At 75.3% G+C, this 25,529-nt stretch carries 26 protein-coding genes; 13 read left to right on the forward strand and 13 right to left on the reverse strand.

All coding sequences use genetic code 11. The annotated features are described in order from the left end of the window. Nucleotides 1–104: 104 nt before the first annotated feature. Both Q7T67_RS19180 and Q7T67_RS19185 read left to right on the forward strand, forming a co-directional pair. Nucleotides 105–842, forward strand: a complete 738-nt coding sequence (locus tag Q7T67_RS19180; RefSeq protein ID WP_304793658.1) for a L,D-transpeptidase — start codon at nt 105–107, stop codon at nt 840–842. Next, nucleotides 839–2,116: a PAS domain-containing protein gene (locus tag Q7T67_RS19185; protein WP_304793661.1), complete on the forward strand. Its 1,278-nt coding sequence runs from the start codon at nt 839–841 to the stop codon at nt 2,114–2,116. Before Q7T67_RS19180 ends, Q7T67_RS19185 begins: the two co-directional genes overlap by 4 nt. 13 nt (nt 2,117–2,129) lie before the next feature. Here Q7T67_RS19185 and Q7T67_RS19190 read toward each other — a convergent pair whose 3' ends face one another. Then, nucleotides 2,130–3,179: a hypothetical protein gene (locus Q7T67_RS19190; RefSeq protein ID WP_304793664.1), complete on the reverse strand. Its 1,050-nt coding sequence runs from the start codon at nt 3,177–3,179 to the stop codon at nt 2,130–2,132. Then, nucleotides 3,173–3,838, reverse strand: coding sequence for an RNA polymerase sigma factor (locus Q7T67_RS19195; RefSeq protein WP_304793667.1), 666 nt, complete (start codon nt 3,836–3,838; stop codon nt 3,173–3,175). Before Q7T67_RS19195 ends, Q7T67_RS19190 begins: the two co-directional genes overlap by 7 nt. A gap of 189 nt (nt 3,839–4,027) precedes the next feature. On the opposite strand from Q7T67_RS19195, the gene Q7T67_RS19200 reads away from it, so the two are divergent. Next, the gene (locus Q7T67_RS19200) at nt 4,028–5,062 is read left to right on the forward strand and encodes an LLM class flavin-dependent oxidoreductase (RefSeq protein WP_304793670.1); all 1,035 of its coding nucleotides are present in this window, start codon (nt 4,028–4,030) and stop codon (nt 5,060–5,062) included. Between the two features lie 51 nt (nt 5,063–5,113). Here the strand turns inward: Q7T67_RS19200 and Q7T67_RS19205 are convergent, their stop codons facing one another. Genes Q7T67_RS19205 through Q7T67_RS19215 form a run of 3 tightly spaced genes read right to left on the reverse strand, consistent with a single transcriptional unit; the run spans nt 5,114 to nt 7,061 of the window. After that, entirely contained in the window at nt 5,114–5,572 is a 459-nt protein-coding gene (locus Q7T67_RS19205; RefSeq protein ID WP_304793673.1) for an Imm63 family immunity protein, read from the reverse strand. 29 nt (nt 5,573–5,601) lie between these two features. Next, nucleotides 5,602–6,063 carry an MEKHLA domain-containing protein gene (locus Q7T67_RS19210; RefSeq protein ID WP_304793676.1) on the reverse strand — a complete coding sequence of 154 codons (462 nt, stop codon included), beginning with the start codon at nt 6,061–6,063 and terminating at the stop codon, nt 5,602–5,604. Further along, nucleotides 6,060–7,061, reverse strand: coding sequence for a GGDEF domain-containing protein (locus Q7T67_RS19215; protein WP_304793678.1), 1,002 nt, complete (start codon nt 7,059–7,061; stop codon nt 6,060–6,062). Before Q7T67_RS19215 ends, Q7T67_RS19210 begins: the two co-directional genes overlap by 4 nt. Before the next feature lie 190 nt (nt 7,062–7,251). On the opposite strand from Q7T67_RS19215, the gene Q7T67_RS19220 reads away from it, so the two are divergent. Both Q7T67_RS19220 and Q7T67_RS19225 read left to right on the forward strand, forming a co-directional pair. Then, nucleotides 7,252–8,631: a hypothetical protein gene (locus tag Q7T67_RS19220; RefSeq protein ID WP_304793681.1), complete on the forward strand. Its 1,380-nt coding sequence runs from the start codon at nt 7,252–7,254 to the stop codon at nt 8,629–8,631. A gap of 38 nt (nt 8,632–8,669) precedes the next feature. Continuing rightward, nucleotides 8,670–9,593 carry a hypothetical protein gene (locus Q7T67_RS19225; protein ID WP_304793683.1) on the forward strand — a complete coding sequence of 308 codons (924 nt, stop codon included), beginning with the start codon at nt 8,670–8,672 and terminating at the stop codon, nt 9,591–9,593. A gap of 40 nt (nt 9,594–9,633) precedes the next feature. Here the strand turns inward: Q7T67_RS19225 and Q7T67_RS19230 are convergent, their stop codons facing one another. From Q7T67_RS19230 to Q7T67_RS19240, 3 genes are read right to left on the reverse strand one after another with little or no spacing between them, the layout of a single operon-like run. Continuing rightward, on the reverse strand, nt 9,634–10,503 hold the full coding sequence (locus Q7T67_RS19230) for a metal ABC transporter permease (protein ID WP_304793686.1): 870 nt from the start codon (nt 10,501–10,503) through the stop codon (nt 9,634–9,636). Beyond that, nucleotides 10,500–11,309, reverse strand: a complete 810-nt coding sequence (locus tag Q7T67_RS19235) for a metal ABC transporter ATP-binding protein (RefSeq protein ID WP_304793689.1) — start codon at nt 11,307–11,309, stop codon at nt 10,500–10,502. The genes Q7T67_RS19230 and Q7T67_RS19235 overlap by 4 nt, the downstream gene beginning before the upstream one ends. A gap of 55 nt (nt 11,310–11,364) precedes the next feature. Further along, nucleotides 11,365–12,243: a metal ABC transporter substrate-binding protein gene (locus Q7T67_RS19240; RefSeq protein ID WP_370695428.1), complete on the reverse strand. Its 879-nt coding sequence runs from the start codon at nt 12,241–12,243 to the stop codon at nt 11,365–11,367. A gap of 194 nt (nt 12,244–12,437) precedes the next feature. Between Q7T67_RS19240 and polX the strand changes: the two genes are divergently transcribed. Beyond that, nucleotides 12,438–14,192: a DNA polymerase/3'-5' exonuclease PolX gene (polX, locus tag Q7T67_RS19245; RefSeq protein WP_304793695.1), complete on the forward strand. Its 1,755-nt coding sequence runs from the start codon at nt 12,438–12,440 to the stop codon at nt 14,190–14,192. 88 nt (nt 14,193–14,280) lie between these two features. Here the strand turns inward: polX and Q7T67_RS19250 are convergent, their stop codons facing one another. From Q7T67_RS19250 to Q7T67_RS19265, 4 genes are all read right to left on the reverse strand, one after another. Then, entirely contained in the window at nt 14,281–14,886 is a 606-nt protein-coding gene (locus Q7T67_RS19250; RefSeq protein WP_304793698.1) for a hypothetical protein, read from the reverse strand. Continuing rightward, nucleotides 14,883–15,380: a hypothetical protein gene (locus Q7T67_RS19255; protein ID WP_304793700.1), complete on the reverse strand. Its 498-nt coding sequence runs from the start codon at nt 15,378–15,380 to the stop codon at nt 14,883–14,885. Before Q7T67_RS19255 ends, Q7T67_RS19250 begins: the two co-directional genes overlap by 4 nt. Before the next feature lie 111 nt (nt 15,381–15,491). Next, nucleotides 15,492–16,121 carry an MOSC domain-containing protein gene (locus Q7T67_RS19260; RefSeq protein ID WP_304793703.1) on the reverse strand — a complete coding sequence of 210 codons (630 nt, stop codon included), beginning with the start codon at nt 16,119–16,121 and terminating at the stop codon, nt 15,492–15,494. 20 nt (nt 16,122–16,141) lie between these two features. Further along, complete coding sequence (locus Q7T67_RS19265) at nt 16,142–17,188, reverse strand: fatty acid desaturase (protein WP_304793706.1); 1,047 nt, start codon at nt 17,186–17,188, stop codon at nt 16,142–16,144. A 334-nt stretch (nt 17,189–17,522) separates the two neighbouring features. Here Q7T67_RS19265 and Q7T67_RS19270 point away from each other — a divergent pair, with 334 nt between their 5' ends. The 3 genes from Q7T67_RS19270 to Q7T67_RS19280 are packed head-to-tail and all read left to right on the forward strand — an operon-like array spanning nt 17,523 to nt 19,153. After that, the gene (locus tag Q7T67_RS19270; RefSeq protein WP_304793709.1) at nt 17,523–17,789 is read left to right on the forward strand and encodes a hypothetical protein; all 267 of its coding nucleotides are present in this window, start codon (nt 17,523–17,525) and stop codon (nt 17,787–17,789) included. Nucleotides 17,790–17,798: 9 nt separating this feature from the next. After that, nucleotides 17,799–18,626 (forward strand): SDR family oxidoreductase, encoded by an 828-nt coding sequence (locus Q7T67_RS19275; protein ID WP_304793711.1) that lies wholly within the window; start codon nt 17,799–17,801, stop codon nt 18,624–18,626. A gap of 38 nt (nt 18,627–18,664) precedes the next feature. Beyond that, nucleotides 18,665–19,153 carry a hypothetical protein gene (locus tag Q7T67_RS19280; RefSeq protein ID WP_304793714.1) on the forward strand — a complete coding sequence of 163 codons (489 nt, stop codon included), beginning with the start codon at nt 18,665–18,667 and terminating at the stop codon, nt 19,151–19,153. Between the two features lie 37 nt (nt 19,154–19,190). Here the strand turns inward: Q7T67_RS19280 and Q7T67_RS19285 are convergent, their stop codons facing one another. After that, nucleotides 19,191–20,522 carry a uracil-xanthine permease family protein gene (locus tag Q7T67_RS19285; RefSeq protein WP_304793717.1) on the reverse strand — a complete coding sequence of 444 codons (1,332 nt, stop codon included), beginning with the start codon at nt 20,520–20,522 and terminating at the stop codon, nt 19,191–19,193. Between the two features lie 315 nt (nt 20,523–20,837). On the opposite strand from Q7T67_RS19285, the gene Q7T67_RS19290 reads away from it, so the two are divergent. The 4 genes from Q7T67_RS19290 to Q7T67_RS19305 all read left to right on the forward strand — a co-directional run bounded on the left by Q7T67_RS19290 (nt 20,838) and on the right by Q7T67_RS19305 (nt 25,461). After that, the gene (locus Q7T67_RS19290; protein WP_304793720.1) at nt 20,838–22,013 is read left to right on the forward strand and encodes a trans-acting enoyl reductase family protein; all 1,176 of its coding nucleotides are present in this window, start codon (nt 20,838–20,840) and stop codon (nt 22,011–22,013) included. After that, nucleotides 22,010–23,473, forward strand: a complete 1,464-nt coding sequence (locus Q7T67_RS19295) for an NAD(P)/FAD-dependent oxidoreductase (protein ID WP_304793723.1) — start codon at nt 22,010–22,012, stop codon at nt 23,471–23,473. The genes Q7T67_RS19290 and Q7T67_RS19295 overlap by 4 nt, the downstream gene beginning before the upstream one ends. 73 nt (nt 23,474–23,546) lie before the next feature. Further along, a complete protein-coding gene (locus Q7T67_RS19300; RefSeq protein ID WP_304793726.1) occupies nt 23,547–24,476 on the forward strand; it encodes an SDR family oxidoreductase in 930 nt (309 codons plus the stop codon). After that, nucleotides 24,469–25,461, forward strand: coding sequence for an NAD(P)-dependent oxidoreductase (locus Q7T67_RS19305; RefSeq protein WP_304793730.1), 993 nt, complete (start codon nt 24,469–24,471; stop codon nt 25,459–25,461). The genes Q7T67_RS19300 and Q7T67_RS19305 overlap by 8 nt, the downstream gene beginning before the upstream one ends. The last annotated feature ends 68 nt before the right edge of the window (nt 25,462–25,529 follow it).

Below are 25,529 nucleotides of genomic sequence, written 5' to 3' on the forward strand. Positions count from 1 at the left end.
GGAGGTGCTGCAGGAGTTCGCCGGCGGCCACCTCCGCCCCGGCTGCCGCGGGCGCCGCACCCTCCCCGGCGGCCGCGTCCCCCGCGGCCGCGACCACCGACGCGGTGCCCGCCCCGACCGTCGAGCTGCTGCGCGACCTCACGGTCTTCGCCGCGCCCGAGGTCGGGGCCCGGCGGACCGGGGCCGTCGCCGCACGGCGACCGATCACCCACGGTCGGACCGTGCTCCCGGTCCTCCAGGCGCAGACCGACGCGGTCGGGCACCGCTGGGTCCGCGTCCTGCTCCCCGGGCGGCCGAACGGTCGCAGCGGCTGGATCCGGACCCGGTCGACGCGGGCGGCGGTCACGCCGTGGTCCGTCGACATCGACCGCGCCGCCCGCAGCGGGGTCGTCCGGCGCCTCGGGGTCGTCGTGCGGCGGTTCCGCGTGATCGTCGGCGCTCCCTCGACGCCGACGCCGGTCGGCCGCTTCTTCGTCGAGGAGAGCATCCGCCTGCCCGGTGGCAGGGTCGCGGGCCCGTTCGCCCTCGCCCTGAGCTCCCGCTCGGAGGTGCTGCAGGAGTTCGCCGGCGGCCCGGGGCAGATCGCGCTGCACGGCCGCGACGGCCTGGGCGGGACTCTCGGGACCGCCGTCTCCCACGGGTGCATGCGCCTGGGCCGGGCGGACGTCGCCTGGCTGGCCGCGCGGGTCGGCCCCGGCGCGCGCGTCACGGTCCGCTCGCGGGGGACGGGGCCCACGACGGGCACCGCAACGGCCACCCGCGGCGCGTCGTCGGACGACCGCACCACGCCGGGCACGACCGCCACCGACACTTCCAGCACCACGACAGGACCGGGACGATGAGCCGCAACGACGACACCCGCACGAGGAGCGCGGCAGGGTCGGACCCGTTCTCCGGTGGCGGCGCGCTCGCGTCGCACATCTACAGCTCGGGTCGCGTCCCCGTGTCGGCCAGGCCGATCCGCGGCGCCGCGCAGCTCGCCGAGCTCGTCTCCGTCATCACCGCGATCCGCGGGGTCGCGGGCGCGGTCCTCGAGCGCCGCTCCGGGAGCGAGGCGTTCCTGCACGTCGACCTCGAGCGGCCCGTCGGGCTCGGCGAGGAGCTGCGCGTCGCGCTGGGCCGGGAGGTCGAGACCTGCACCCTCGTCGACGGACGCATCGAGCTGACGCTGACCGACCACGGGCTGCTCGGCGACACCGGGAGCGGCGACGGCGACGACGGGACCTCCGGCGACCGTCGGCGGGGCCGCCCCGACCCGCGGCAGGCGAGCGACCCGCGATTCGACGCCGAGTTCCCGGTCGACGACACCGGCCACCGCTCCGGCGCGGGTCCCGGCCCCGGCGCCGCGACCGGCAGGCGGGCCACGGGCACCGGGGCGCTGACGGTGGCGGCCGCACGCGCCGCGACGGACCTGATGGTCGCGGCGCTCCACTTCTCCTCCGGGGTCTCGGTCCTCGTCCTCGACGTCGACCTGCGCGTCCTCGCCGCAGCGGGGGCCGTCCACCGGGAGTGGTGCTCGCTGCCCGATCCCGCGGCCGGGTCCCGGATCCGGGACGCGCTGGACCCGTCGACGTGGACGGCCCTGGAGCCGGGTCTTCAGACCGCGATGGCCGGGGCGACGGTGGCGGTCGAGCTCGTCTCCGGCGACGGGGTCCGGACGTGGGAGACGACCTGCAGCCCCGTCCTCGTCGAGGGGCGGGTCGACGGGGTGCTGCTCGTGGTCCGCGACGTCTCGGACCGGCGGCGCGACACGGCGCTGGGGATCGAGACCACGGACGTCCTCGAGCTGACGTTCGGCGCCTCGCCCGTGCCGCAGGCGCTGCTGACCCCCGACGGCCGCTGGGCCAAGGTCAACCACGCGCTCTGCGTCCTGCTCGGGCGCGACGAGGCGACCCTGCAGAACCTGCCCGCCCCCGACGTCACCCACCCCGAGGGCCGCGCCGACGCCGAGCGCCTGCTCCTGGACCTGGCCGCGGAGGGGGAGGACCACCGGCGGCTGCGGACGCCGCTGGTCCACGCCGACGGCACGACGATCCCCGTCGAGCTCCGCGTCTCCCGCGTGCGCTCGGACGACGGCGGGCTCCGCGGGTTCGTCCTGCAGGTCGTCGGGCCGTAGGCGGGGGCCCCGCTCAGCGCCCGTCGGGCCGCGTCCCCGCGGTCGGCGACCAGCCGGCGCGCTCGAAGAACGTCGCCCGATCGGGCGTCCCGACGTTGCCGTCGGTGCCGTCGTGCGAGAACGACGTTTCGAGCAGCTCCGCGGTCCCGGGGTCGAAGACCACGCGCAGCAGGCCCTCGGGCAGCGCCACCGGCGGGCCGTCGCCGACGCGGGAGGTCCCGCCGGGGAACTCGAGCTGCACCTCCTCGGCGTTCCCGGTCCGGTACCGCGGACCGGTCGGGTCGAAGGGCCCCACCACCCCGTCCGTCGCCGCGAGCACGCCCCACAGCGCGGCGCGCTGCCGCGGCCGCAGCGCCGCGGTGCCCAGCAGGTCGAGGACCGACCGCGTCCGCTCCCAGCGCACCTGCTCGGACGGCAGCTCGCGGCCGCCGTACGCGGCGGCGAGCCGCTCGTCGAGGTAGGCGCGCGCGCCGCCGGCGTCGGTGGGGACGTCCGCGGGGGAGAGGTTCGTGTCCCCGGCCTCGAACGGGCGGTCGCCCGTCGGCCCGGAGCTCCGGGGCTGCAGCCGCAGCAGTGCCGGGTCGCCGGTCCGTCGCAGGTCCTCCACGGCACCCCGGCGCTCGATCCCCCGCTGCCCGCGGTCGGTCCACCGCTCGACGGGCTGCGTGAACGACGTCTCGGCGGTCCGCCCGTCGCGGGTGCGGTCGCGGTAGACCCAGGTCTCGCGCGCCGCGGTCCAGCGGAAGTCCGTGACGGGGGCGGGATGCTGCTCGGCGGCCGCCGCGGCGGTGGCGTTCAGCAGGGCGACGGGACCCGTGTCGTCGGAGGACCCGGAGGGCAGACCGACGACGCCGACCGCCAGGGCCGCCGTGGCGCCGAGGACGAGCGCGGGGCGCCACGCCCGGCGGAGCACGGTGCCGCCCGCGGGCCGGGCGGCCGGGCGGGCCGGTGCGCTCGCGGGCGTCGCGGTGGCGTCCAGGACGCGGGCGAGCTGGTCGTCGGTCGGCTCGACGGCGCGGAGGGGGGACAGGGCGTCGCGGAGGGCGTCGTCGGTGGTCAGCACGAGGGGTCTTCCTGATCGGGGGAGGTGGCGGGACGGGACGTGGTCGCGGGACGGGACGGGTCGGCGGGGCCGGCGGTGGTCGTGGGACCGGACGGCCCCGGTGGGGACGGGCGCGCGGGGTCCGCCCGACCGCGCGACGCCCGGAGCGCCTCGCGTCCGCGGGAGAGCAGCGAGCGGACGGTGCCGGCGCGGCAGCCCAGGGCCGTGGCGATCGCGGCGTCGTCGAGGTCGTGGACGTAGCGCAGGGTCAGGGCGGCGCGCTGGCGCGTCGGCAGGCCGTCGAGCACGGCGAGGGCCCCGTCGAGCTCGGCGCCCGCGGTGGGGTCGTCGACCGGCGCGGTGCGTTCGTGGAGCTCGTGGCCGGCGATCTCGGCGGCGCGCCGGGTGGTGCTGCGCCGGGCCTCCTTGATCGCCCGGCGGACGGCGATCCGGTGGATCCAGGCGTCCAGGGCGCCGGGGTCGCGCAGGTCGTCGACCCGGCGCAGGACGGTGATCGCGACCTCCTGCGCGACGTCGTCGGCGGTGGCGTGGTCGCCGAGGACGCCCAGGGCGGTCCGGCGCGCGATCCGCAGCGCGTGGGCCGCGACCGCGGTGCGGTCGGTCCTGGTGGTCGCTCGGGGGACGCTCGGGCGGCTGATGGTGCTGACCTCGCTCAGCATCGGGGACGGGACGTGGGGGACGGCTTCGGGACGGTCACACCGAGGAGAGCCGCGGGACCCCTCCTCGTGTTGCATCGTCGTGCACGGATCGGCGTGCAGGCCACCCGCGCGAGTAGGTGACGCGTCACGCATCTGCCCGGATCGTCAGTGGTGACGGGGGTGCGGGACGCCGCAGGCTACGGTCGTCCCATGCAGATCGGCATCGACAGCTTCGTCTCGACGGTCACCGACCCGGCCACCGGGGTCGCCGGGACGCCGACCCAGCGGGTCGCCCAGCTCCTCGAGGAGATCGAGGCCGCCGACCGCGCGGGGGTCGACACGTTCGGCATCGGAGAGCACCACCGGAAGGACTTCCTCGACTCGGCGCCGTCGATGCTCCTGGCCGCCGCGGCCGCGCGGACGTCGCGGATCCGCCTGAACAGCGCGGTGACCGTCCTCAGCGCGTCGGACCCGGTGCGCGTCTTCCAGCAGTTCGCGACGCTCGACCTGATCAGCGGCGGGCGCGCCGAGCTCGTCGTCGGCCGCGGGTCGTTCACCGAGGCGTTCCCGCTGTTCGGCCTGCCGCTGGACGCCTACGACGAGCTGTTCGCGGAGAAGCTCGACCTGCTGCTGCGCCTGCGCGAGCAGGAGACGGTGACGTGGAGCGGCCGGCACCGCCCGGCGCTGACCGGCCAGGGCGTCTACCCGCGGCCGGTGCAGGACCCGTTCCCGGTGTGGGTCGGCGTCGGCGGCAGCCCCGAGTCGTTCGCCCGGGCCGGGGCGCTCGGCCTGCCGCTGATGGTCGCGATCATCGGTGGCGAGCCCCGTCGGTTCCGTCCCCTCGTCGACCTCTACCGCGAGGCCGCCCGTCGCGCCGGCCACGCGCAGGAGGACCTCAAGGTGTCGGTGCACGTGCCGGGCCTCGTCGCCCCGACCACGGACGAGGCCGCGAACCGCTTCTTCGCGGGCCACCAGCAGATGTTCGGCCGCATCGGCCGCGAGCGCGGCTTCCCGCCTCCGACCCGGCAGAGCTACGACGCCCAGCGCGGCCCGGACGGCGCTCTCTTCCTCGGCGACCCGGCGTTCGTCGCGGAGAAGATCCAACGCATGTCCGACGCCCTCGGCGGCATCGACCGCGTGACCCTGCAGATGACGAACGAGCGCCTCGGCCACGCCGACATGCTCGAGTCGATCGAGCTGCTGGGCACGAGCGTGAAGCCGCAGGTGGCGGGACGGGTCGGCTAGGCGGGGTCCCTGGATCAGCCGGCGTCGGCGTCCGACGCGGCGCCGCCGGGCTCAGGCGGGGTCGGCGCCCGGCGGGGTGTGCTCCGGATGGCCCGCCGGCCACCGGACCGTCGACAGCCACGAGTCCTCCTCCCGGCGGAACCGCTCGAGCCACCGCGGGTCCAGCTCGGCGAGCAGCTCCAGGATCCGACCCGCCCAGGTGACCCGCGTGTCCGGCTCGTACCGCCGCCGGCCGCGCGCCCAGTCGCTGCCCATCCAGCGGGTGACGTCGACGAAGATCCAGTAGAGGACGTCGTCCTCGTCGGACGACGTGCGGCGCTCGAGCAGCTCGCCGCGCTCGTGCACCTCCCACACCCACGCGCCGTCGCGACGGTCCACGTTGGGGTAGCCCCCGTCGCGTCGGACGCCGAACGGCGGGTACGCCTCGACCGGCGCGCCGATCCGATCACCGATCGCGTGCGCACGCCGCTCGAGGGCGAGGAGGTCCGGGTCGGGCGTCCGCCGTCGCATGGCCGCAGGGTAGCCGTCGGCCCGGGGCCTCAGCCCGCGAAGCGCGCCGCCTGGCCCACCCGCGCACCGTCCTCGTCGAGCAGGTTCCACATCGTCACGTCCTCGATCCAGAAGCGGCGCCCGGTGCGGCCGATCCGCCGACCGCGGTAGCCGCGGAAGAAGCCGTCGCGCGTCACCGCGGCCAGCAGCCGGTCGCGGTCCTCCTGCGCGTCGGGCTCGGCGGCCAGCCGGGAGCGCGTCCCCACGAGCTGGTCCCACGTCGACGCGAAGCGGTCCTGGGCGGTCCGGTTGGCGTAGACGAAGCGCGGATCGGGCTCCTCGGTGTGGGCGAGGAGCCCGAACGGCGCGTCCTCGTAGAGCCAGTCCGGCCCGGCGCCGTCGGGGACCAGCGGCTCGCCGGTCAGTCCTAGGTGGCTGCGGGTGAGCAGCGTGAAGAGGGTGGGGTCCAGCGGACCGGCGACCGTCAGGACCGGCCCGTCGGCAGCGGTCACCGGCGCCGGTCCCCGCGGGCGTCGGCGTATGCCGGGACCGCGGCGGTCGGATCCCCGTCCGCCGAGTACACGGTCCCGCGGTTCTTGCCCGCCTGCTTCGAGGCGCGCAGCGCGACGTCCGCACCGCGCCGCAGCTCGGGGACGGTGGAGCCGTCGGACGGGGCGGACGCCACGCCGGCGCTGGCGCCCACGCCCGCGGAGGCGAGCGCATCGAGGGCCCGCTGCGCGATGGTCCCGCCGTCGCCCGTCGCGAGCACGAGGAACTCGTCGCCGCCGAGACGACCGAAGGTGTCCGACCGGCGCATCGACGTCATCACGGCGTGCGCGGCCTGCTGCAGGACGAGGTCGCCGGCCTGGTGGCCCTCGCGCTTGTTGAGCGTGCCGAAGTCGTCGAGGTCGATCAGCACCAGGGCGACCGGCTCCTCCTCACGGGCCCGGGCGACCATTCGCTCGGCCTCGGCCAGCAGCGCCGCGCGGGAGAGCGCGCCGGTCAGCGGGTCGCGCAGCAGCTCGTGGGTCTCGTTGGAGACGGTGCCGACGCTCAGCAGCAGGCCGCAGCCGGCGAAGAGGACCATCGCCGAGTCCGGGCCGACCCCGTTCCGGAGCATCGGCGACGCGAGCACCAGGACGACCACGATGCGCCCCGTAGCGCTGGCCCGGCCGCCGCGGGCGACGACCCCGGTCGCGGCGCTGACGATCCAGAGCAGCGTCAGGGGCGCGATCCCGGGCGGACCGAGGGTGACGATGAAGATGCCGGCCATCAGCGCGAACGGCTCCTCGATCCGCAGCCAGTGGTCGGGCATCCCGCGGCGGTGCAGCAGGCCCGTGGCGAGCAGCACCGCCAGGCCGGCGGCGGCCGCCTGCGGCACCGGGTGGACGGCCGGGTCGACGACGAGCAGCATGATCCCGAAGCACGCCAGGGCCAGCCGCACCTGCGAGGCGTAGTCGCGCGCGGCGGCGACGGCCTCGGTCGGCGGGGTCCGGACGGGGGTCGGCATCAGACGGACGGTGCCGGGCATCAGGAGGACCTCACACCCCTGCGTTCGACGCTCCCGCACGGGACCTTGACCCCTGCAAGGACGCGATCGTCGAAGCGTCCGGTGACGGTGTACGACGGACGGGGGTCCCGGGCCGCACCTCGGGACCCGCGACGGTGTTCCGACGGGTGTCCCCCTCCCAGGAGTCCGCATGAACGTCCATCCCCTCCCGCCCCGGCCACCCCGCTCCGCCGTCGGGGCCCGGGCGCTCGTCGCCCTGGCCGCCGCCGTCCCGCTGGGCCTCGCCCTCGCAGGTCCGGCCGCCGCCGACGCGCCGTGGTCGGCGCCGCGGACGGTCGGGCCCGGCGTCGAGCTCGATCGCGTCGTCGTCGGCACCGGCGGCGCCTCGCTCGCGTTCGGATATGGCGGGGCGCCGCAGCTGCTCCCCGTGGCCGCCGACGGGACGCCCGGCCGGGTGCGTCGGGTGCCGAACGTCAGCGCGCTCGGCGCCTACGGCAACCGCGCCGTCCTCCTGCGGACCGCCGGCCGCAGGGGGCCGGAGGGCGTGTCGTTCGCCGACCTCGGCGCCCGGTCGCTCGGCCCGCTCCACCGGGTCGCGCGTGCCGGCGAGGGGGCGGAGGGCCTCGCCGTCGGACGCGGCGGCCACGCCCTGGTCGTCCTGGGCTCGGGCGGGCGGACGGAGGACGAGTCGCCGGAGCCGCTCGCCTCGCGCCTGCGTCTGAGCTGGTCGACCCCGGGCCGCCGGCCGCGCCCGTCGTCCCTGGCGCTCGCGGGTCGCGCGGACCTGCTCGCGGCTGCGGTCGACCGCCGCGGCGCGGCGACGCTGCTGCTCGAGCGTGTGACGGCGACCGGGGATCGGGTCGTGCTCGCCCGGACGGTCGACCTGCGCACCCGCCGCCTCGGCCCCGAGCGGCGGCTGGACCGCACGGCGCTCGACACCATCAACGGCTCCGTCGCGGTGGACGACCGCGGGGGCGCGGTGCTGGCGTGGGGGATGCAGGACGGGGGCGAGGAGGCCGACCGCCCCTACGTCGTGCGGGGCGCGTTCCGGCGCCGCGGCACGACCGCCTTCACCCGGGCCGCGACGCTGGACCCGGGCGGCACCCGCGAGCGGCCCGGCGGGGTCCCGCAGACCGCGATGGACGACGACGGCCGCGCCACCGTCGCGTGGACCCAGGCGACCGGCGAGCTCGGCGGTCCGACCTCGCCCCGCGCGGCGGTCGCGACCCGCACCGCGCGCTTCGGCCCGACGACCGAGCTGCTGCCGGAGGGGTACGTCAGCGACGTCGCCGTCCGGGGCGACACCACGGTGGTCGCGCTCACCGGCTCCGCGCTGCCGTTCGATCCCGTGGCCGAGAGCATCGACGCGCCGCCGCCGACGGTCGCCGGGGTCGTCGTCCGTCGGGGCGCCGGGCCGCTGGGCGCCGTCGAGCCGGTGGCGTCGGCGATCCCGGGGGACCGCGGTGCGCTGCTCCTGGGCGCGGGCGCCGCAGGCTTCCGGGCGGTCTGGGAGGGCGCCCGGGCCGCGGGCCGCGACGCCCTGCGGTGGGCGGCCCGCCCGCTGCGCTGACCGGTCTACGATCGGGGCCCCTGCCCAGGAGCCCGCACGTGCGGCTGTTCGGTCCCCGATCCACCCCGCCGTCCCCCGAGCTCGGCGTCAACCTCGTCGGGTTCACCCGCACGGACTTCTCGCGGACCGCGTCGACGGGGTCGATGGTCCACCTGCGCGAGACCCTCGGGGCGAGCCGCGCGGTGCTCGTCCCGACGTTCTACGGCTCGCGGTTCGACGCCGGCCAGCTCTCGGCCGAGTCGCCGAAGACCGCCACGGTCGACAGCCTGCGCGACGCGATCCAGGACGCCGCGCGCCACGGCGTGTCGGTCGCGCTGAAGCCGCACATCGACATCGAGGACGGGATCTTCCGCGGGGACATCGCCCCGACCGGCCGGGACCGCGTCCGGTTCTTCGAGGCCTACCGCAGGGTCGTGATCGCCCCGCTCGCGCGCCTGGCCGCGGAGCACCCCGGGACGGTCGACCGGTTCGTCGTCGGCACCGAGCTCTCCGGCCTGGCGGGCGCGGACGACGAGTGGCGGACGACGGTCCGCGAGCTGCGCCGCAACGCCCCCGGGGTCCAGGTCGGCTTCGCGGCCAACTACGACTCCCTGGTGCCGGGCGATCGCCGCCCCGACCCGACGGGCTGGGCCGACGAGCTGGACTTCCTCGGCGTGGACTACTTCCTCGGCGAGTCCGACCGCGACTACCCGTTCGGCCGCCTGACCCGGAGCATCAGGACGGCGAAGCGGCTGACGGGCAAGCCGCTGCTCTTCACCGAGCTGGGCAGCCGGGCGGACACCGGCGACGGCCACGAGGGCCAGCGACGCCGGATCGCCGAGGCCGTCGACCACTTCAGGGGCCACGTCGCGGGCTTCTGGTTGTGGAACCGCTTCGCGGCGCGCGACGAGGCCGACGTCGAGCGCTACACGCTGGGCGACCCGGCGGTCCAGGACCTGGCGCGGCGGTTCGCGCGGGGGTGAGGCGCGGGGCAGCCGCCCCTCACGCCGCCGCCACCGACCCTCAGGCCGCCGCCACCGCCTCGGTCGCCACCCGGTCGCGCCGCCGCCCCGCCAGCACGCCCTTCGGCGCGACGAGGTAGGCGAGCACGAACTGGAGGCTCAGGACGCAGACGATCGAGCCGCCGGTGGACCAGTCCAGGTGGTAGCTCAGGTAGGTGCCCAGGAGGCAGGCGGAGACGCTGCCGGCGGCGGCCCAGCCGAGCATGCGGGAGAAGCGGTCGGTGATCAGGTAGGCGGTCGCTCCCGGGGTGATCAGCATCGCGACGACGAGGACGATGCCGACGGCCTGCAGCGCGACGATCACCGTCAGGGCGAGGGCGCCGAGCAGCAGGACCTCCAGCCGCTTGGGCGATATCCCGACGGCGTGGGCGTGCGTGGGGTCGAACGCGTAGAGGACGAGGTCGCGCCGCTTGAACAGCAGGACCGCGGTCACGAGGGTGCCGATCACGACGACCTGTGCGATGTCGCCGTCCGAGACGCCGAGGACGTTGCCGAAGAGGATGTGAAAGAGGTCGATCTGCGACGGGATCGCGGAGACGAGCACCAGGCCGAGCGCGAACAGGCCGGTGAAGACGATGCCGATCGCCGCGTCCTCCTTGACCCGCGAGGTGCGGTTCAGTCCTCCGACGAGGAACACCGCCGCGGAGCCGAAGAGGAACGCGCCGATCGCGAACGGCGCCCCGATCACGTACGAGAGGACGACGCCGGGCAGCACCGCGTGGGACACGGCGTCGCCCATGAGCGACCAGCCCAGCAGGGTGAGCCAGCAGGAGAGGACGGCGCAGACGACGCCGCAGACCAGGGCGACGAGCAGCGCGCGGCGCATGAAGTCGTAGGCCAGCGGATCGGTGAACCACTCGACGACGCTCATGCGGCGACCTCCTGCCGGAGCGCCTCGACGGGGACGAAGCCGCCGAACGCCTCGCCGAGAGGCCCGGGTCGCAGCGTCTCGTCGGGCGTGCCCTGCGCGACGATCCGGCGGTTGATCAGCGCCAGCTCGTCGCAGAGGGCGGGGACGGCGACGAGGTCGTGGGTGGAGACGAGGATCGTCCGGCCCTCGGCGGCCAGACCGCGCAGCAGCGCCGTGATCGTCGCCTCGGAGCGCTTGTCGACGCCCGCGAACGGCTCGTCGAGCAGCAACAGCTCCGCGCCCTGGGCCAGGCCGCGAGCGACGAACGCGCGCTTGCGCTGGCCACCGGACAGCGCGCCGATCTGCCGCTCGGCGAGGTCGGTCAGCTCGCAGCGTTCGAGCGCCTCGTCGACGGCGAGGCGGTCCTCCGGGCGCAGGCGCCGGGTCGACCGCAGCCGGCCGTAGCGCCCCATCGCGACGACCTCGCGGACCGACACGGGGAACGCGTAGTCGACGTCCTCGTCCTGCGGCGCGTACGCGACGCGGCCGTGGCGGCGGGCCTCACGCGGGTCGTCGCCGAACAGCGAGACGGTCCCCGATGTGGGCTTCACGAGCCCCATCAGCGCCTTGAAGAGCGTCGACTTGCCGGACCCGTTCATGCCGATCAGCCCGTGGACGCGGCCGGCGCCGATCGTCAGGTCGACCCCCTCGAGCGCGCGCGTGGGGCCGTACGAGACGACGAGGTCCTGCACGGTGACCACGGGCGGTCCGGCGGCCGGGACCGTGGTGGGGGTGGCGGCGCGTAGCGCGGTGTCGTTCGGGCTCATCTACGGGCTCCGTCGGTGGTGTCGGGAAGGGCGGTGCGGCGCCCGGCGGCGACGCTCATCGCGTCGACCCGCCGGTCAAGCCTGCGGCGATCGTGCGGGCGTCGCGGCGCAGCAGCTCGAGGTAGGTGGGGACGGGGCCGTCGGCGGCGGAGAGCGAGTCGACGTAGAGCTTCCCGGCGAAGCGCGAGCCGGACTCGCGGGCGACCTGCTCCTGCGCCTTCGGGCTGACGGTCGACTCGCAGAAGACGCCGGGGACGTCGCGGTCGCGGACGAACTCGACGGTCGCGGCGATCTGCTTCGGCGTTCCCTCCTGCTCCGCGTTGACGGGCCAGAGGTACGCCTCCTGCAGCCCCAGGTCGCGGGCGAGGTAGGAGAACGCGCCCTCGCAGGTCACCAGTGCGCGGCGATCCCGGGGGACGGCGGCCAGCGACGTGCGGACCTCGCGGCCGACCCGCGCCAGCCGCGCGGTGTAGTCGCCGGCGCGCCGGCGGTACTCGTCGGCGCCGGCGGGGTCCAGGCGCGTCAGCGCGCGGCGGATGTTCTCGACGTAGATCGCCGCGTTGTCCGTCGACATCCACGCGTGCGGGTTCGGCTTGCCCTCGTACTCGGACCCCCCGCCGATCGGGATCGACCGGACGCCCTCGGTGAGGGTGGCGGACTCGCCGCTGGCGCGGTCGATGAACTGCTCGAACCAGCGCTCGAGGCCCAGCCCGTTCTCCAGCACGAGGTCCGCCTGCGCCGCCTTCTTCAGGTCCGACGGGGTCGGCTCGTAGCCATGGATCTCGGCGCCGGGCTTGGTGATCGACGCGACCTCGACCCGATCGCCGGCCACCTCGCGCGTCATGTCGGCGATGACGGTGAAGGTCGTCAGGACGATCAGCCGGCCGTCCTTCGCGCGCAGGTCCTCGGCGTTCGCGCAGCCCGACACGGCCACCGCGGCCGTCGCACAGGCGAGGGCGACGGCCGACCGGCGCAGGATGCGGCGGGTGCGTGTCCAAGGTTGAGCCACGCCAAAAAGTGAAGCACACGTGAGGCATCCACGTCGCGTGTGGGTCGGCACACGGCGCCCGGGATCGCTCTGCCCGGCCCCCGCTCTTGGCCGCGCCCCGACCGGGGTAGCCTCGTCGCATGGCCGCCGAGGACGCCCCCGCCCCCAAGGACCCGTCCAACACCGCGATCGCGGAGCTGCTGCAGGAGCTGGGCGACCGGTACGAGCTCGACGGCGCCGTCGTCCACCGCGTGCTCGCCTACCGCAACGGGGCCAAGGCGGTGCTCGAGGCGCCGCGGTCCGTCGCCGGCATGACGCGGGCGGGCACCGTCACCGAGCTGCCGGGGATCGGCAAGACGCTCGAGGAGAAGTTCAAGGCGCTGCTCGAGACGGGCGAGATCCCGGCGCTGACGAAGCTGCGCGACAAGTACCCCGCGGGTCTCCTGACCCTGACGCACCTCCCCGGCCTGGGGCCGAAGAAGGCGCGCAAGCTGTTCGACGAGCTCGGCGTCGACGGGCCCGCCGCGCTGCGGGCGGCCATCGCCGACGACCGCGTCTCGACGCTCGCCGGGTTCGGCAAGAAGACGCAGGAGAAGTACCTCAAGCTGCTCGACGCGGCGGGCGAGGAGATCGACCGGCCCCAGCGCGTCCTGCTCTCGAAGGCGCTGCCGCTGGCCGAGGCGCTGGTCGACGAGCTGCGCGAGCGCGGCAGGGACGCCGGCGTCCACCGCGTCGAGGTCGCCGGCTCCGCGCGCCGCCGCGCCGACTCCGTCCACGACCTCGACGTGATCGCCACCGCCGACGACGCGGCGGCGCTGCTCGAGGTCTTCCGCACCTCGGAGCTCGTCGCCGAGGTCGGCTCGTCCGGCGACAACGGCGCCCACGGCGTCCTGCACTCCGGCCTGTCGGTCGACCTGCGGGTCGTCGCCCCGGACCAGTTCGGCAACCTGCTGCAGCACTTCACCGGCAGCAAGGCGCACAACGTCGCGATGCGCGAGTCGGCGGTCAAGCGCGGCCTGCACATCTCGGAGTACGGGATCCTCGACGACGAGACGGGGAAGACCGAGCGGTTCGCCACGGAGGAGGAGGTCTACGCGCGCCTGGGCCTGCCGTGGATCCCGCCGGAGCTGCGCGAGAACCGCGGCGAGCTGGCCCTGGACCAGGCCCCGTCGCTGATCGAGCTGGCGGACCTGCGCGGCGACCTGCACATGCACACCACCCACTCCGACGGTCGCGCGTCGGTGCGCGACATGGCGCTCGCCGCGCGCGACCTGGGCCACGAGTACGTGTGCATCACCGACCACTCCGCCACGCACGGGTTCGGCGACGACGTGCAGCCCGACGAGCTGCGGGAGATCATCGCCGAGGTCCGGGCCGTCGACGAGGAGCTCGACGGCATCACGGTCCTGGCGGGCTCCGAGGTCAACATCGGCACGGACGGCGAGCTCGACTACGCCGACGACGTCCTCGAGGAGCTCGACTGGGTCGTCGCGTCGATCCACACCGCGTTCCAGAGCGACCCGACCCGCCGGATCGTCGCCGCGTGCGAGCACCCGCTGGTCGACGTGATCGCCCACCCGACGGGCCGCCTGATCGGCCGGCGCGAGTCCTACGACCTCGACGTCGACGCGATGATCGACGCCGCGCGACGGACCGGCACGTTCCTCGAGATCAACGCCTCGCCCGCCCGGCGCGACCTGCACGACGTGCACGCCCGGGCCGCCCGCGACGCCGGCGTGCTGCTGACGATCGACTCCGACGCGCACGGCCCGGACACGCTGCCGAACCTGCGGTGGGGGATCGCGACCGCCCGCCGGGCGTGGCTGTCGGCCGCGGACGTCGCCAACACCCGCCCGTGGGATGAGCTGCGGAAGCTGCGCAAGGGCGGGCGCTGAGGCCGGCGGCCGTCGCGTCGCGGGAGGACGACGGCGGGTGAGCGGGGACGGGTCGGCGCCTCCCGCGCCGTCCCGCCCCCGGTGAGGATCAGTCCTCGGAGGTCCGCTCGGCCTTCGCGCGGGCCGCCGCGTCCTGCAGACGCTTGGCCTCGTCCTTGGCGGTGATGGCCTCGTCCTTCTTGTCCAGCGCCTCCTCGTCGGCCTTCAGGGCCTGAAGCTCCTTCTCGCGCGCCTCGGCCTCGCCGGCCTTGCGCTGCTCCTCCTCGGCCTTCTCGGAGGCCTTGCGGCGCTGCTCGGCGACCTCGTCGGCCTTGGCCTGGGCCTCGGCCTTGTCCTTCGCGGCCTTCTCGCGGCGGGCCTTCGCGCGGGCCGCGGCCTGCTTCTTCTTCGCCTCGGCCTCCTTCGCCTTGGCGGCGGCGGCCTGATCGGCCTCCTCGCGCTTGGCGGCGGCCTTCGCGCGCAGGGCCTCGGCCTCGGCACGCTCGTCGCCGGCGACGGCGGTGCGGGTGCCCTCCTGGCGCAGCTCCTCGTCACCGAGGACCGAGCCGGCGGCCTGCTTGACGCGGCCCTCGGCCTGGTCGGCGATCGGGGTGCCGGAGCGCCCGGCGAGCTTCAGGGCGGTGTCCAGCGGCAGGCGCGCGACCTTCAGCGAGGTGCGCACGGCGAAGACGGGGAGGGCGGTCAGGCGGCTCATCGTCCGGCCTCCGGGTCGGCGGCGGCCGCGCGGCGCTCGGCCTGCTCGGCCTGGCGCTCGAGGCGCTGGGCCTCGCTCAGGTGCTCGCCGCGCTCCTCCGCACCGGCGCGCTCGGTGGCGCCGGCCTCGGCGGCGGCCTTGCGGCGCTCCTCGGCGGCGGCCTCCTGCTCGGCCTCCTCCGCCTTCTCGGCGCGGGCGGCGGCGGTGCGCTGCTCGTCCTCGATGCGCTCGTCGCGGGTGGCGGCGGCCTGCTCGGCCTCCAGCTCCTCCCGGCGACGGGTGATGGCCGCGCGCTCCTCGGCGCTCTGGGCGGCCTCGCCCTCCAGGCGGGCCTCCTTCGCGGCGGCGGACGCGTCCGCCGCCTGGTCGACGGACTCCTCCTGGAGCCGTCCCTCGCGCTGCAGGTCCTGGTCGTCGAGCACCTTCCCGGCGGTCTGCTTGACCTTGCCGGCCACCTTGCCGGCGAGCCCGCCCAACGTGTTCTCTTCAGCCATGTGGTGCCCCTACCCCGTACGCACCACGGGACGCGCTCCGTGCGCGGTCACACGGCCGATCGTGCCTGCACGTCAGGGGTTCCGACGCCGTCCCGTGCGCGGACGGGGCGCTCAGCCGCCGGTGAGCTGCGCCCGCAGCGTGCCCGCCAGCTGCGGCGCCTCGAGCACGCGGGGGAGGAGCGAGCGGTCCAGCAGCAGGGCGTCGGCGACGAGGGCGATCGTCACGCCGTGGTCGGGCCGGTCGTGGACCTCGATCGCGTCGCCGGCCCCGACCTCGCCGTGCTCGAGGATGCGCAGGTAGGCGCCCGGCCGCGACGCCCCGGCGAAGTGCCGGAGCATCCGCGGGTCGTCGTGGACGAGGCCGAGCTTGAAGCAGGGCAGGCGCGGCTGGCAGACCTCCAGGAGCGCCGAGCCGACGCGCCAGCGCTCGCCGATCACCGCGCCGGAGCAGTCGACCCCGGACGTGGTCAGGTTCTCGCCGAACGCCCGGCCGGGCTCCATCGGCCGGCGGAACCCCGCCGACCACCAGGCGAGGTCCTCGGCCGCGTAGGCGTAGATCGCCTTCTCCGGCCCGCCGTGCACGGACCGGTCCGCCTGATCGTCGCCCCGGAGGTTGTCGCCCGCCGTGGCCAGGCGCCCGGCCACGGGCGACTTGCGGAAGCCGCTGAACACGGGCCGACCGCGGTGCTCGCCGATCGGTTCGGGGAGCCCGACGTTCAGCGAGTCGAGGGTCCCCGGCACGATCGGTCCCGGCGCGGAGGTCAGCCCGCGGCGGCGGGGACCGGCTGCGCGGCCTCGGCCCAGGTGACGAGGCGCTTGCGGTCCTCGCACCAGAGCTTCAGGCGCATGGAGCGCACGGCCGTGCCCAGGCTCAGCACGGGGACGTCGCGGAAGAGGTCCGTGCCGTCGTGCGCGGCCTGCAGGTGGTAGTTGGGCACCTTCGCGCTGAGGTGGTGCACGTGGTGCAGGCCGATGTTGCCCGAGAAGAACTGCAGGACCTTCGGGAGCTTCAGGTACGAGCTGCCCTGCAGGGCAGCGTCGGCGTAGTCCCAGGAGTCCGAGTTCTCCCAGTACGCGTCCTCGTACTGGTGCTGGACGAAGAAGAGCCAGATCCCGGCGCCGCCGGCGAGGACGACGAGCGGCAGCTGCACGGCGAGGAAGGCCACGGGACCCATCACGACGCAGAGGACGGCGACGGCGACGACCAGCGTGATGTTCGTCAGCTTGATGCTGTTCTGGATCCGCGGGCGGTCCGTCTTCTTCCACAGGCGCGGCTGGAACACGAGGGCGTAGAACGGCCCGATCGTGAACATGATCCAGGGGCTGCGGGTCAAGCGGTACTCGAGGCGCTTGCCGCGCGAGGCGGACTTCCACTCCGCGACGGTCATCGTCGGGACGTCGCCGTCGCCGCGGCGGTCGAGGTCGCCGGCGGACGCGTGGTGCATCGCGTGACTGTGGCGCCAGGCCGAGAACGGCGTGTAGACGAGCAGCGCGGTGAAGACGCCGACGATCTGGTTGCCGCGCTTGGTCGGCATGAAGTTGCCGTGCGCGCAGTCGTGGAAGACGATGTAGGTCCGCAGCAGGAAGCCGGCCGTCGGGATCGACAGCAGCAGCGTCAGGACGTACGAGACGTCCAACAGCAGGTACATCGCCACGAAGCCGACGATGTACGGGACGACCGACGTGAGCAGGTCGAGGACGCTCTTGCGGACGTCGGGTCGCGCGTACGGCGCGAGCTCGGTCTTCCAGGCGCTCTTCTCGGGCCCGGGCGGGGCGGCCGGGACGGGCGGGGCGATCGTGGAGCTCATGGATGGTCCGCCGGGATCGGGTTCGAGGACCCCGGTCGACGGGGAACACAGCAGCGGTGGGGCACAGTGTGGCGTGCCCGGGCCCTTCTTGTCGAGGGCGCGGGCCGCCTCGGGGGCGCACTCCACCCGGACCGCGGGGGGATAGCCCCCGCCCGACGGGCGCCGGTCGTCCGGGGCGCGAGGTAGGTGAGCCGAATCGGCCGGGACTGGACCCGTCGTTCCAGTGTGCGACGAAGCCGACGTCACGAACGGGTCCGTCCGTCCGTACTCCGGGTGCGACGCGCGCGCCCGCGGGTCGTCGCCGTCCCTGACACCCCCCGTCCCGAAGGTCCAGATGCGTTTCCACACCCCCGAGGGCGGCATCCTCCGCGTCGACCGCGTCGGCGGTCTGCACACCTACGCCGCGCGCATCGACGGCGGCACGTGGACCGCCTGGGGCGAGGTGCGCACCGTGGTGGTCGCCGCGACCGGGCACGGGCCCGCGGATCCCTGGGTCGACCGGGTCGTCGCGTTCTGCGAGGAGCGGGCCGCCCTGCCCGACGTCCCGGGCGAGCACGGACGCGTCCCGGCGGACGGGCACCGTGCGCCTACGCACCCGTAGGATGGCGCGATGGGCTCCAGGAACGTCGTCGCCGGCCGCACCGCGGTCATCACCGGAGCGGGGTCGGGCATCGGCCGCGCCGTCGCGCAGCACCTGTCGGCCATGGGCTGCCCCGTCGCGCTCGTGGACTGGGACGAGGACGGGCTCGAGGAGACCGCCGCGTCGCTGCCGGGGCCGTCGATGCACCGGAAGCTCGACGTCCGCGACCGCCAGGCGCAGCTCGCGTTCGCGTCGGAGGTCGCCGAGTGGGCGCCCGCGCCGATCGGGATGGTCCTCAACAACGCCGGCGTGACCGTCTCGAACTCGGTCACCGGTGGCTCGCCCGAGGACGACGAGTGGGTCATGGACGTCAACTTCTGGGGCGTCGTCAACGGCACCCGGGCGTTCCTGCCGATCCTCCAGAAGCAGGACTCGGGCGTCATCGTGAACGTCTCGAGCCTGTTCGGGATCATCGCCTGGCCGACCCAGAGCGCCTACAACGCGTCGAAGTTCGCCGTCCGCGGGTTCACCGAGTCGCTGCGGATCGAGCTCGAGGGCACCGGCGTCAACGCGATCACGATCCACCCCGGCGGCGTCCGCACCCACATCGTCGACAACGCGCGCTTCCACGTCGACGACCAGGGCGGCACGGACCACGCCAAGCTGCAGCAGGACTTCAACAAGATCGCCCGCACCACGCCGAAGAAGGCGGCGCGGACGATCGTCGCCGGCGTCGAGCGCGGCAAGGACCGGATCCTCGTGGGCCCCGACGCCGTCGCGATGGTGACGCTGAGCCGGATCATCCCCAACCGCTACTTCGACGTCATCCGCACGCTGATGCCGCTCGTGCGGAAGTAGAGGCGGGCGGGCCCCACCTCCCGGGTAGCGTCCGTCCGATGCGCGAGCGTCCGAACCCCCCGCTCCGGGCGCGCGACGTCCCGTGGATCTACTGGACCGGCCCCCGGCGGCGGGACCCGTACCGCACGCCGTGGTGGCTGCACGTGGTCACCTGGGGGGTCATGATCGGCTCGGTCGTCGCGTTCGCCGAGCTGGACTGGTCGAAGCCCCCGGCGGTGCTGGGGGCCATGGCCTGCGCGGTGCTCGCCCAGGCGCTGTGCGGCTGGCTGCTGGTGCTCTGGTACGGGCCCGAGCCCGAGGGGGAGACCCCGCCGCCGGGGCCCGAGGAGGAGACCGGGCCGCCGGAGCCGAGGCGGAGACTCCGCCGCCGGAACCCGAGGCCCGAGGCGCTGCGGGACCGGCCGCAGGTCTCGCTGATCCCGCCCGACCTCCGGGACGAGTACGAGGCCGACGAGCGGCACGCGGCGGACCGGCGTGCGGCCGGCTCCGACGCCCCGCGGGCGCGGTCCGGCGACGACGACGCCTGAGTCCCGTCGACGACGGCGCCGTCGGCCCCGCCACGACCTACCCCCGCGGCGTCGCCACCGGGTCCGCCGGGCCCACCGGCGGCAGGCCCGGCGCGGGCGGCACGTCGTCGTCGTGCTGGAGCGTCTTCAGCACGCGGTAGGTGACGATCGCCGCGACGGTGCCCAGCGCGATGCCGGCGAAGGAGTAGTCGCCCCAGTTGAGCGTGTAGTCCGCGGCGCCGACGGTGATCGCCACCGCCGCGGTGATGAGGTTGACCGGGTCGCGGAAGTCGACGCGCGCGTCGATCCAGACCCGGGCTCCGAGGACGGCGATCAGGCCGAAGAGGACCGTGACCGCACCGCCCAGGACGCCGGTCGGGATCGCCTGGATGATCGCGCCGAACTTCGGCAGCAGGCCCAGTGCGATCGCGGTCAGGCCGGCGATGACGTACGCCAGCGTCGAGTAGACCCGCGTCAGGCCCATGACGCCGATGTTCTCGCCGTAGGTCGTCGTCGCGGAGCCGCCGAAGAGCCCGGAGACGGTGGTCGCCAGGCCGTCGCCCATGAACGAGCGGCCGATGTCGCCGTCCAGGTCGCGCTCGGTCATGGCGCCGACGGTCTTCACGTGGCCGGCGTTCTCGGCCAGCAGCACGAGGACGACGGCGGGGACGATCAGCAGGATCGCCCGCCACTGGAACTCGGGGGTGGCGAAGTCGGGGAGGCCGATCCACGCCGCGTCGTGCACGCCGGACCAGTCGACCTTGCCGAGGATCGCGGCGAAGACGTACCCGACGACGACGCCGAGGAACACCGACAGGCTCGAGACGAAGCCGCGCACCGCGACGCCGATGACGACGATCGCGACGAGGGTGACCAGCGCGATCCCGGCCTGCGACTCGAACTGGCCCTTGGCGACGGGCGCGAGGTTCAGGCCGATCAGGGCGACGATCGCGCCGGTCACCACCGGCGGCAGCAGCCAGTCCAGCGGCGCGGTCCCGACCCGGTCGACGAGCAGCCCGATGAGGAAGACGACCACGCCCGCCACGACGATGCCGCCGAGCGCGACGCCGATGCCGCCGTCGGTCTGGGCCGCCGTGACCGGCGCGATGAACGCGAAGCTCGACCCCGTGTAGGAGGGCACGCGGTTGCGGGTCAGCAGGACGAAGAGCAGCGTGCCGATGCCGGAGAAGAAGATCGTCGTGGAGACCGGGAACCCGGTCAGGACCGGGACGAGCGCCGTCGAGCCGAACATCGCGAGCACGTGCTGCATGCCCAGCCCGAGCATGATCGGCGTGCTGAGGCGCTCGTCGGGACGGACGACCTCGCCTGGTCGGACGCGGGAGCCGTCGCCGTGCAGCTTCCACGTGCGGTCGATGAACGAGCGGGTCATGCGTGCTCCTGGGGTCGGGGGTGGCGCGGTCGGGGGACCGGCGCGTCGGCGTCGATGGTGACGGAGCGGGCCGACGGCGCGCATGGACGACGGGCGCGACGGACGGATGTCCCGCGGGACGACCGTCCGGGGTCCACGCCGACGATCCGTGGGTCCGCCGTGGCGGATCGCCGTGGCGACGGGCTTCGCGCGGTCCGCCGGCCCCCGTCGACCGTCCCCGGACGCCGGTCTGCGGAGGTCCGCTGTGGTCCGACCACAGCGCTGACCCCCGAACCGGACGTAGGGTGCGGCCATGCCCCGCCGGAGCGATCGTTCATGAGCACCCCGCAGCCCACCGTCGTGGTCTACGGCGCCACGGGGTACACCGGCAAGCTCGTCGTCGCCGAGCTGGCGGCGCGCAGCGTGCCGCTCGTCCTCGCAGGGCGCAGCGCCGAGCGCCTCCGGGCCGTCGCCGCGACGCTCCCCGACGGGGTCGAGGCGATCGTCGAGGCCCCGATCGACGACCACGCCGCATTGCAGGGCGCCGCGGGCCGCGGGTCCGTCGTCGTCAACTGCGCCGGGCCGTTCGCACGCACCGGGACCGCCGTCCTGCGCGCCGCCGCGGCCGCGGGCGCCCACTACGTCGACACGACCGGCGAGCAGGACTGGATCGCCCGGGTGCTGGGCGAGCACGACGCCGAGCTGCGGGCCGCCGACGTCGCCGCCGTGCCCGGCATGGGCTTCGACTACCTCCCCGGGGACCTGCTCTGCAACGTCGTCGGGGCGCCCCTGGGTCCGCTGCGGCGGCTCGACGTGGCCTACCACGTGGAGGGCTTCGGGATGACGCGCGGGACGCAGCGCTCGGCGCTCGAGATGCTCGACGGCCGCGACGTCGTCTACGAGGACGGGGCGCTGAAGCCCGGCGGCACGAAGCCGCTGCGCGCCTCGGTCGAGTTCCCCGCCCCGATCGGTCGCCGGACCGTCGGGCGCTACCCCGCCGGCGAGGTCGTGACGGCCCCGAAGCACCTCGACGTCCGGACGATCGCCGCACGCATCTCGACCGTGTCGATCGCCCCCGGGCCGGCCGCCCCGCTCGTCCCGTACGCCACCCCCGTCGTCGCCCGGCTGCTGCGCACGCCGCTCAAGGGCCTCATCGACCGCGCGATCGAGCGGCTCCCCGAGGGCCCGCCGGAGGACGAGCGCCGCGCCGTGCGCTGGACGATCCTCGTCACCGCGACCGCCGAGGACGGCGGCTCGAGCACCGGCGTCGTGCGCGGCCCCGACATCTACGGCCTGACCGCGCGCACGATCTCCGACGCCGCGCAGGCGCTCGGCTCGGGCGCGGTCACCGCCCGCGGCGGCCTCGCCCCCGCCCAGGCGTTCGACGCGCGCCGCACGCTCGACGCGCTCGCCGACTTCGGCGTGACCTACGAGGTCGACGGGGTGGCCGGCGCCGCCACGGCCGCCACCGCCGGCGCCGCCACCACGACCTCCCGCGGGGTCTCGGCATGAGCCCGGCGACGACCGTCGACCGCGTCTGCGTCATCGGCGCGGGGTCCTCCGGCATCGCCGCCTGTCAGTCGCTGGGCGCGAAGGGCATCCCCTACGACTGCTTCGAGAAGGGCACCCAGGTCGGCGGCAACTGGCGCTACCGCAACGACAACGGGCAGTCCGCGGCGTACCGGTCGCTGCACATCAACACCTCGCGGCGGGTCATGGAGTTCCGCGAGTTCCCGATGCCCGACGACCTGCCGGACTTCCCGTCGCACTTCCAGATCGCCGCGTACTTCGACGACTACGTCGAGCACTTCGGCCTGCGCGAGCACATCCGCTTCGCCACCGAGGTCCTCCGCGTCGAGCCCGTCGGCGACGGCTCGTGGGACGTGACGACGCGGCCGGTCGCCCCCGTCGCCCCCGACGACGACACCGGCGTCCCGGAGCCGCCCGCGCCCGCGGGACCCGAGTCGACGACCCGCTACCGCGCCGTGGTGGTCGCCAACGGCCACCACTGGGACGCCCGCTGGCCCGAGCCGGGCTTCCCGGGGCAGGACGACTTCGCCGGCGAGCAGGTCCACGCCCACACCTACGACACCGCCGACACCCTGCGCGGCAAGCGGGTGCTCGTCCTGGGGATCGGCAACTCGGCCACCGACATCGCCGTGGAGTCCTCGCGGATCGCCGAGCGGACGTTCCTGGCGATGCGCCGCAGCGCCTACGTCATCCCGAAGTACGTCTTCGGGACGCCGATGGACGAGCTGCAGGGCAGCCTGGCGTCGAAGGTCCACGTGCCGCTGGCGGTCCAGCGGGTGAGCGCCGGCTTCCTGCTGCGCCTGACCGTCGGCCGGATGACCGACTACGGCCTGCAGGAGCCCGACCACAAGATCCTCGCGGCCCACCCGACGATCTCGTCCGAGCTGCTCGGTCGGATCGGCCACGGCGACATCGGGGTCAAGCCGAACATCGAGGCGTTCGTCGGCGGCCGGACGGTGCGGTTCGTCGACGGCACCGAGGAGGAGCTCGACCTCGTCGTCTACTGCACGGGCTACCGCATCTCGTTCCCGTTCCTGGCGGAGTCGGTCGTCCCGACGGCCGACAACCACGTGCCGCTCTACCGGCGCGTCGTCGCACCCGACCGGCCGGGGCTGTTCTTCGTCGGCCTGCTGCAGCCGATCGGGGCGGTCATGCCGCTGGCCGAGGCGCAGTCGCAGTGGATCGCCGCGCTGCTGACGGGCGAGACGACGCTCCCGTCGCCCGAGGCCATGCGCCGGGCGATCGCCGACGAGGAGGCCGCGATGAACCGCCAGTACCTCTCGTCCAAGCGCCACACGATCCAGGTCGACTTCCACGACTACCTGCGGCTCCTGGCCCGCGAGCGGCGTCTCGGGCCCGCGGCGGCGGAGGCCGTGGGCCCGCTGCGGCGGGTGCAGCGGGTCGCGCGACGCGTGCGGTCGCTCGCCGGGACGTCGGCGTGATCGCCACGGTGGCCCGGGTCGCCCCGGCCCCGGCCGGCGGGCACGTCGGCGGGGCTCCCACCGGGGCGTCGGCGTGATCGGTCGCCGGCCCGGTCCGACGTCGGGCACCGCGGTCGTCACCGGCGCGGGGGCGGGGCTGGGTGCCGCAATCGCCGCGCGGCTGGCCGCCCGCGGGCTGCACGTCGTCGCCGCGGACATCGACCTGCCGGGCGCCGAGCGCACCGCCGCGGCCACCGGCGGGACGGCCCGCCGCCTGGACGTCACCGACGCGCAGGCGTGCCGCGCCCTCGTCGCCGACACGCCCGACCTGGTGGTCTGGGTCAACAACGCGGGGATCCTCGCCACCGGCCCGGGCTGGTCGACGGACGAGGCCACCCGGAGGCGGCTGTTCGACGTCAACGTCCACGGCCTGATCAACGGGACCACCGCCGCGCTGGAGGTCTTCCGGCCCGCCCGCCGCGGGCACGTGATCAACGTCGTCTCGCTCGCCGGCCTGGTGCCCGCGCCCGACGAGACGATCTACGGCGCGACGAAGCACGCGGCCCTGGCGTTCTCCGTCGGCACGCAGCTCGACCTTGCCCGGCGCCGCGAGCGGGGCGTGCGGATCAGCGCGCTGTGCCCCGACGGCATCTGGACGCCGATGCTCTTCGACCACGTCGACGACCCGGACGCCTGGCCGTCGTGGTCGGGCACGATGCTGCAGCCCGACGACGTCGCCGCCGCGGCCGTCGAGCTGCTCGACCGCCCGAGCCCGGTGCGCTCGATCCCCCGCCGCCGCGGTCTGGCCGCCCGGTTCTACGCCGCGACGCCGGGCTTGTCGGCGCGTGGCCTGCGCGGCATCGTCTGGCTCGCCCACCGGCGCCAGCGGGCGTGGGCGAGGGACAACCCGCGGCCGACGGCCCCTGCGGCACCCACCGCGGTGGCCGTCCCGTCGCCGGTGGACGACCGCTCCCCCGGGACCACCCCCACCCCGACCACCCCGACCGAGGACCTCGATGCCTGACCCCGCCGCGCCTCCCGTCCGCCGCGTGCTGATCACCGGGGCGCTCGGCTTCATCGGGCGCGCGGTCGCCGACCGGCTGACCGCCGACGGGATCGAGGTCGTCGGCGTCGACCGCGAGGCGGACCCGGCCCGTGGCGTCGTCGCCGGCGACACGACCGACCCCGGGCCCTGGGCCGCCGCCCTGCAGGGCTGCGACGTCGTCCTGCACACCGCCGCGGTGGTCTCGAACGCCGTCGAGGTCGACGAGCAGTGGCGGGTCAACGTGCTCGGCACGCGGCGGGTCGTCGAGGCCGCGCGCGACGCCGGGGTGCGGCGCATCGTCCACCTGTCGTCGATCCGGGCGTTCTCGGACCTCGGGTTCCCCGACGGCGTCACCGAGGACCACCCCGTCCGCCCCGACGGCAACCCGTACGTCGACACGAAGATCGCGTCGGAGCAGGTCGTCCTGCAGGCCCACGCCGCCGGCGAGATCGAGACCGTCGTCGTCCGGCCCGGAGACGTCTACGGCCCCGGCTCGCGGCCGTGGGTGCTGCTGCCGCTCGAGGCCATCCGCGCCCGGCAGTTCCTGCTCCCCGCGATGGGCAGGGGCATCCACAGCCCGGTCTACGTCGACGACCTCGTCGCCGGTCTGGTCCTGACGACGACCCATCCCGACGCCGCCGGCCAGGTCTTCACGATCGCGGGACCGCGCGGCGTGCGGTGCGACGAGTACTTCGGCCACCTCTACCGGATGCTCGGCCGCAAGGGCCCCCTCGGGCTGCCCACGCCCGTGGCGGTCGGCCTCGCCGCGGCCGCCGACCGGGCGGGCCGGGCCCGCGGCCGTCGCACCGAGGTCAACGCGATCTCGATGCGGTACTTCGCCCGCACCGGCACCTACTCGATCGAGAAGGCCCGCAGCCTGCTCGGCTACGCCCCGGTGGTCGACCTGGACGAGGGCATGGCGCGCACCGAGGAGTGGCTCAGGGCCGAGGGGCTGCTCGGCTGAGTGCCGCGCCGTTCCCGGCCGGGAACGGCGCGGTGCCCGGCTCCCCGCGATCCGGCCGGGACCACGGG

The organism is Patulibacter sp. (assembly GCF_030655195.1).
In the GTDB taxonomy this organism is placed as follows: Bacteria; Actinomycetota; Thermoleophilia; order Solirubrobacterales; family Solirubrobacteraceae; genus Patulibacter.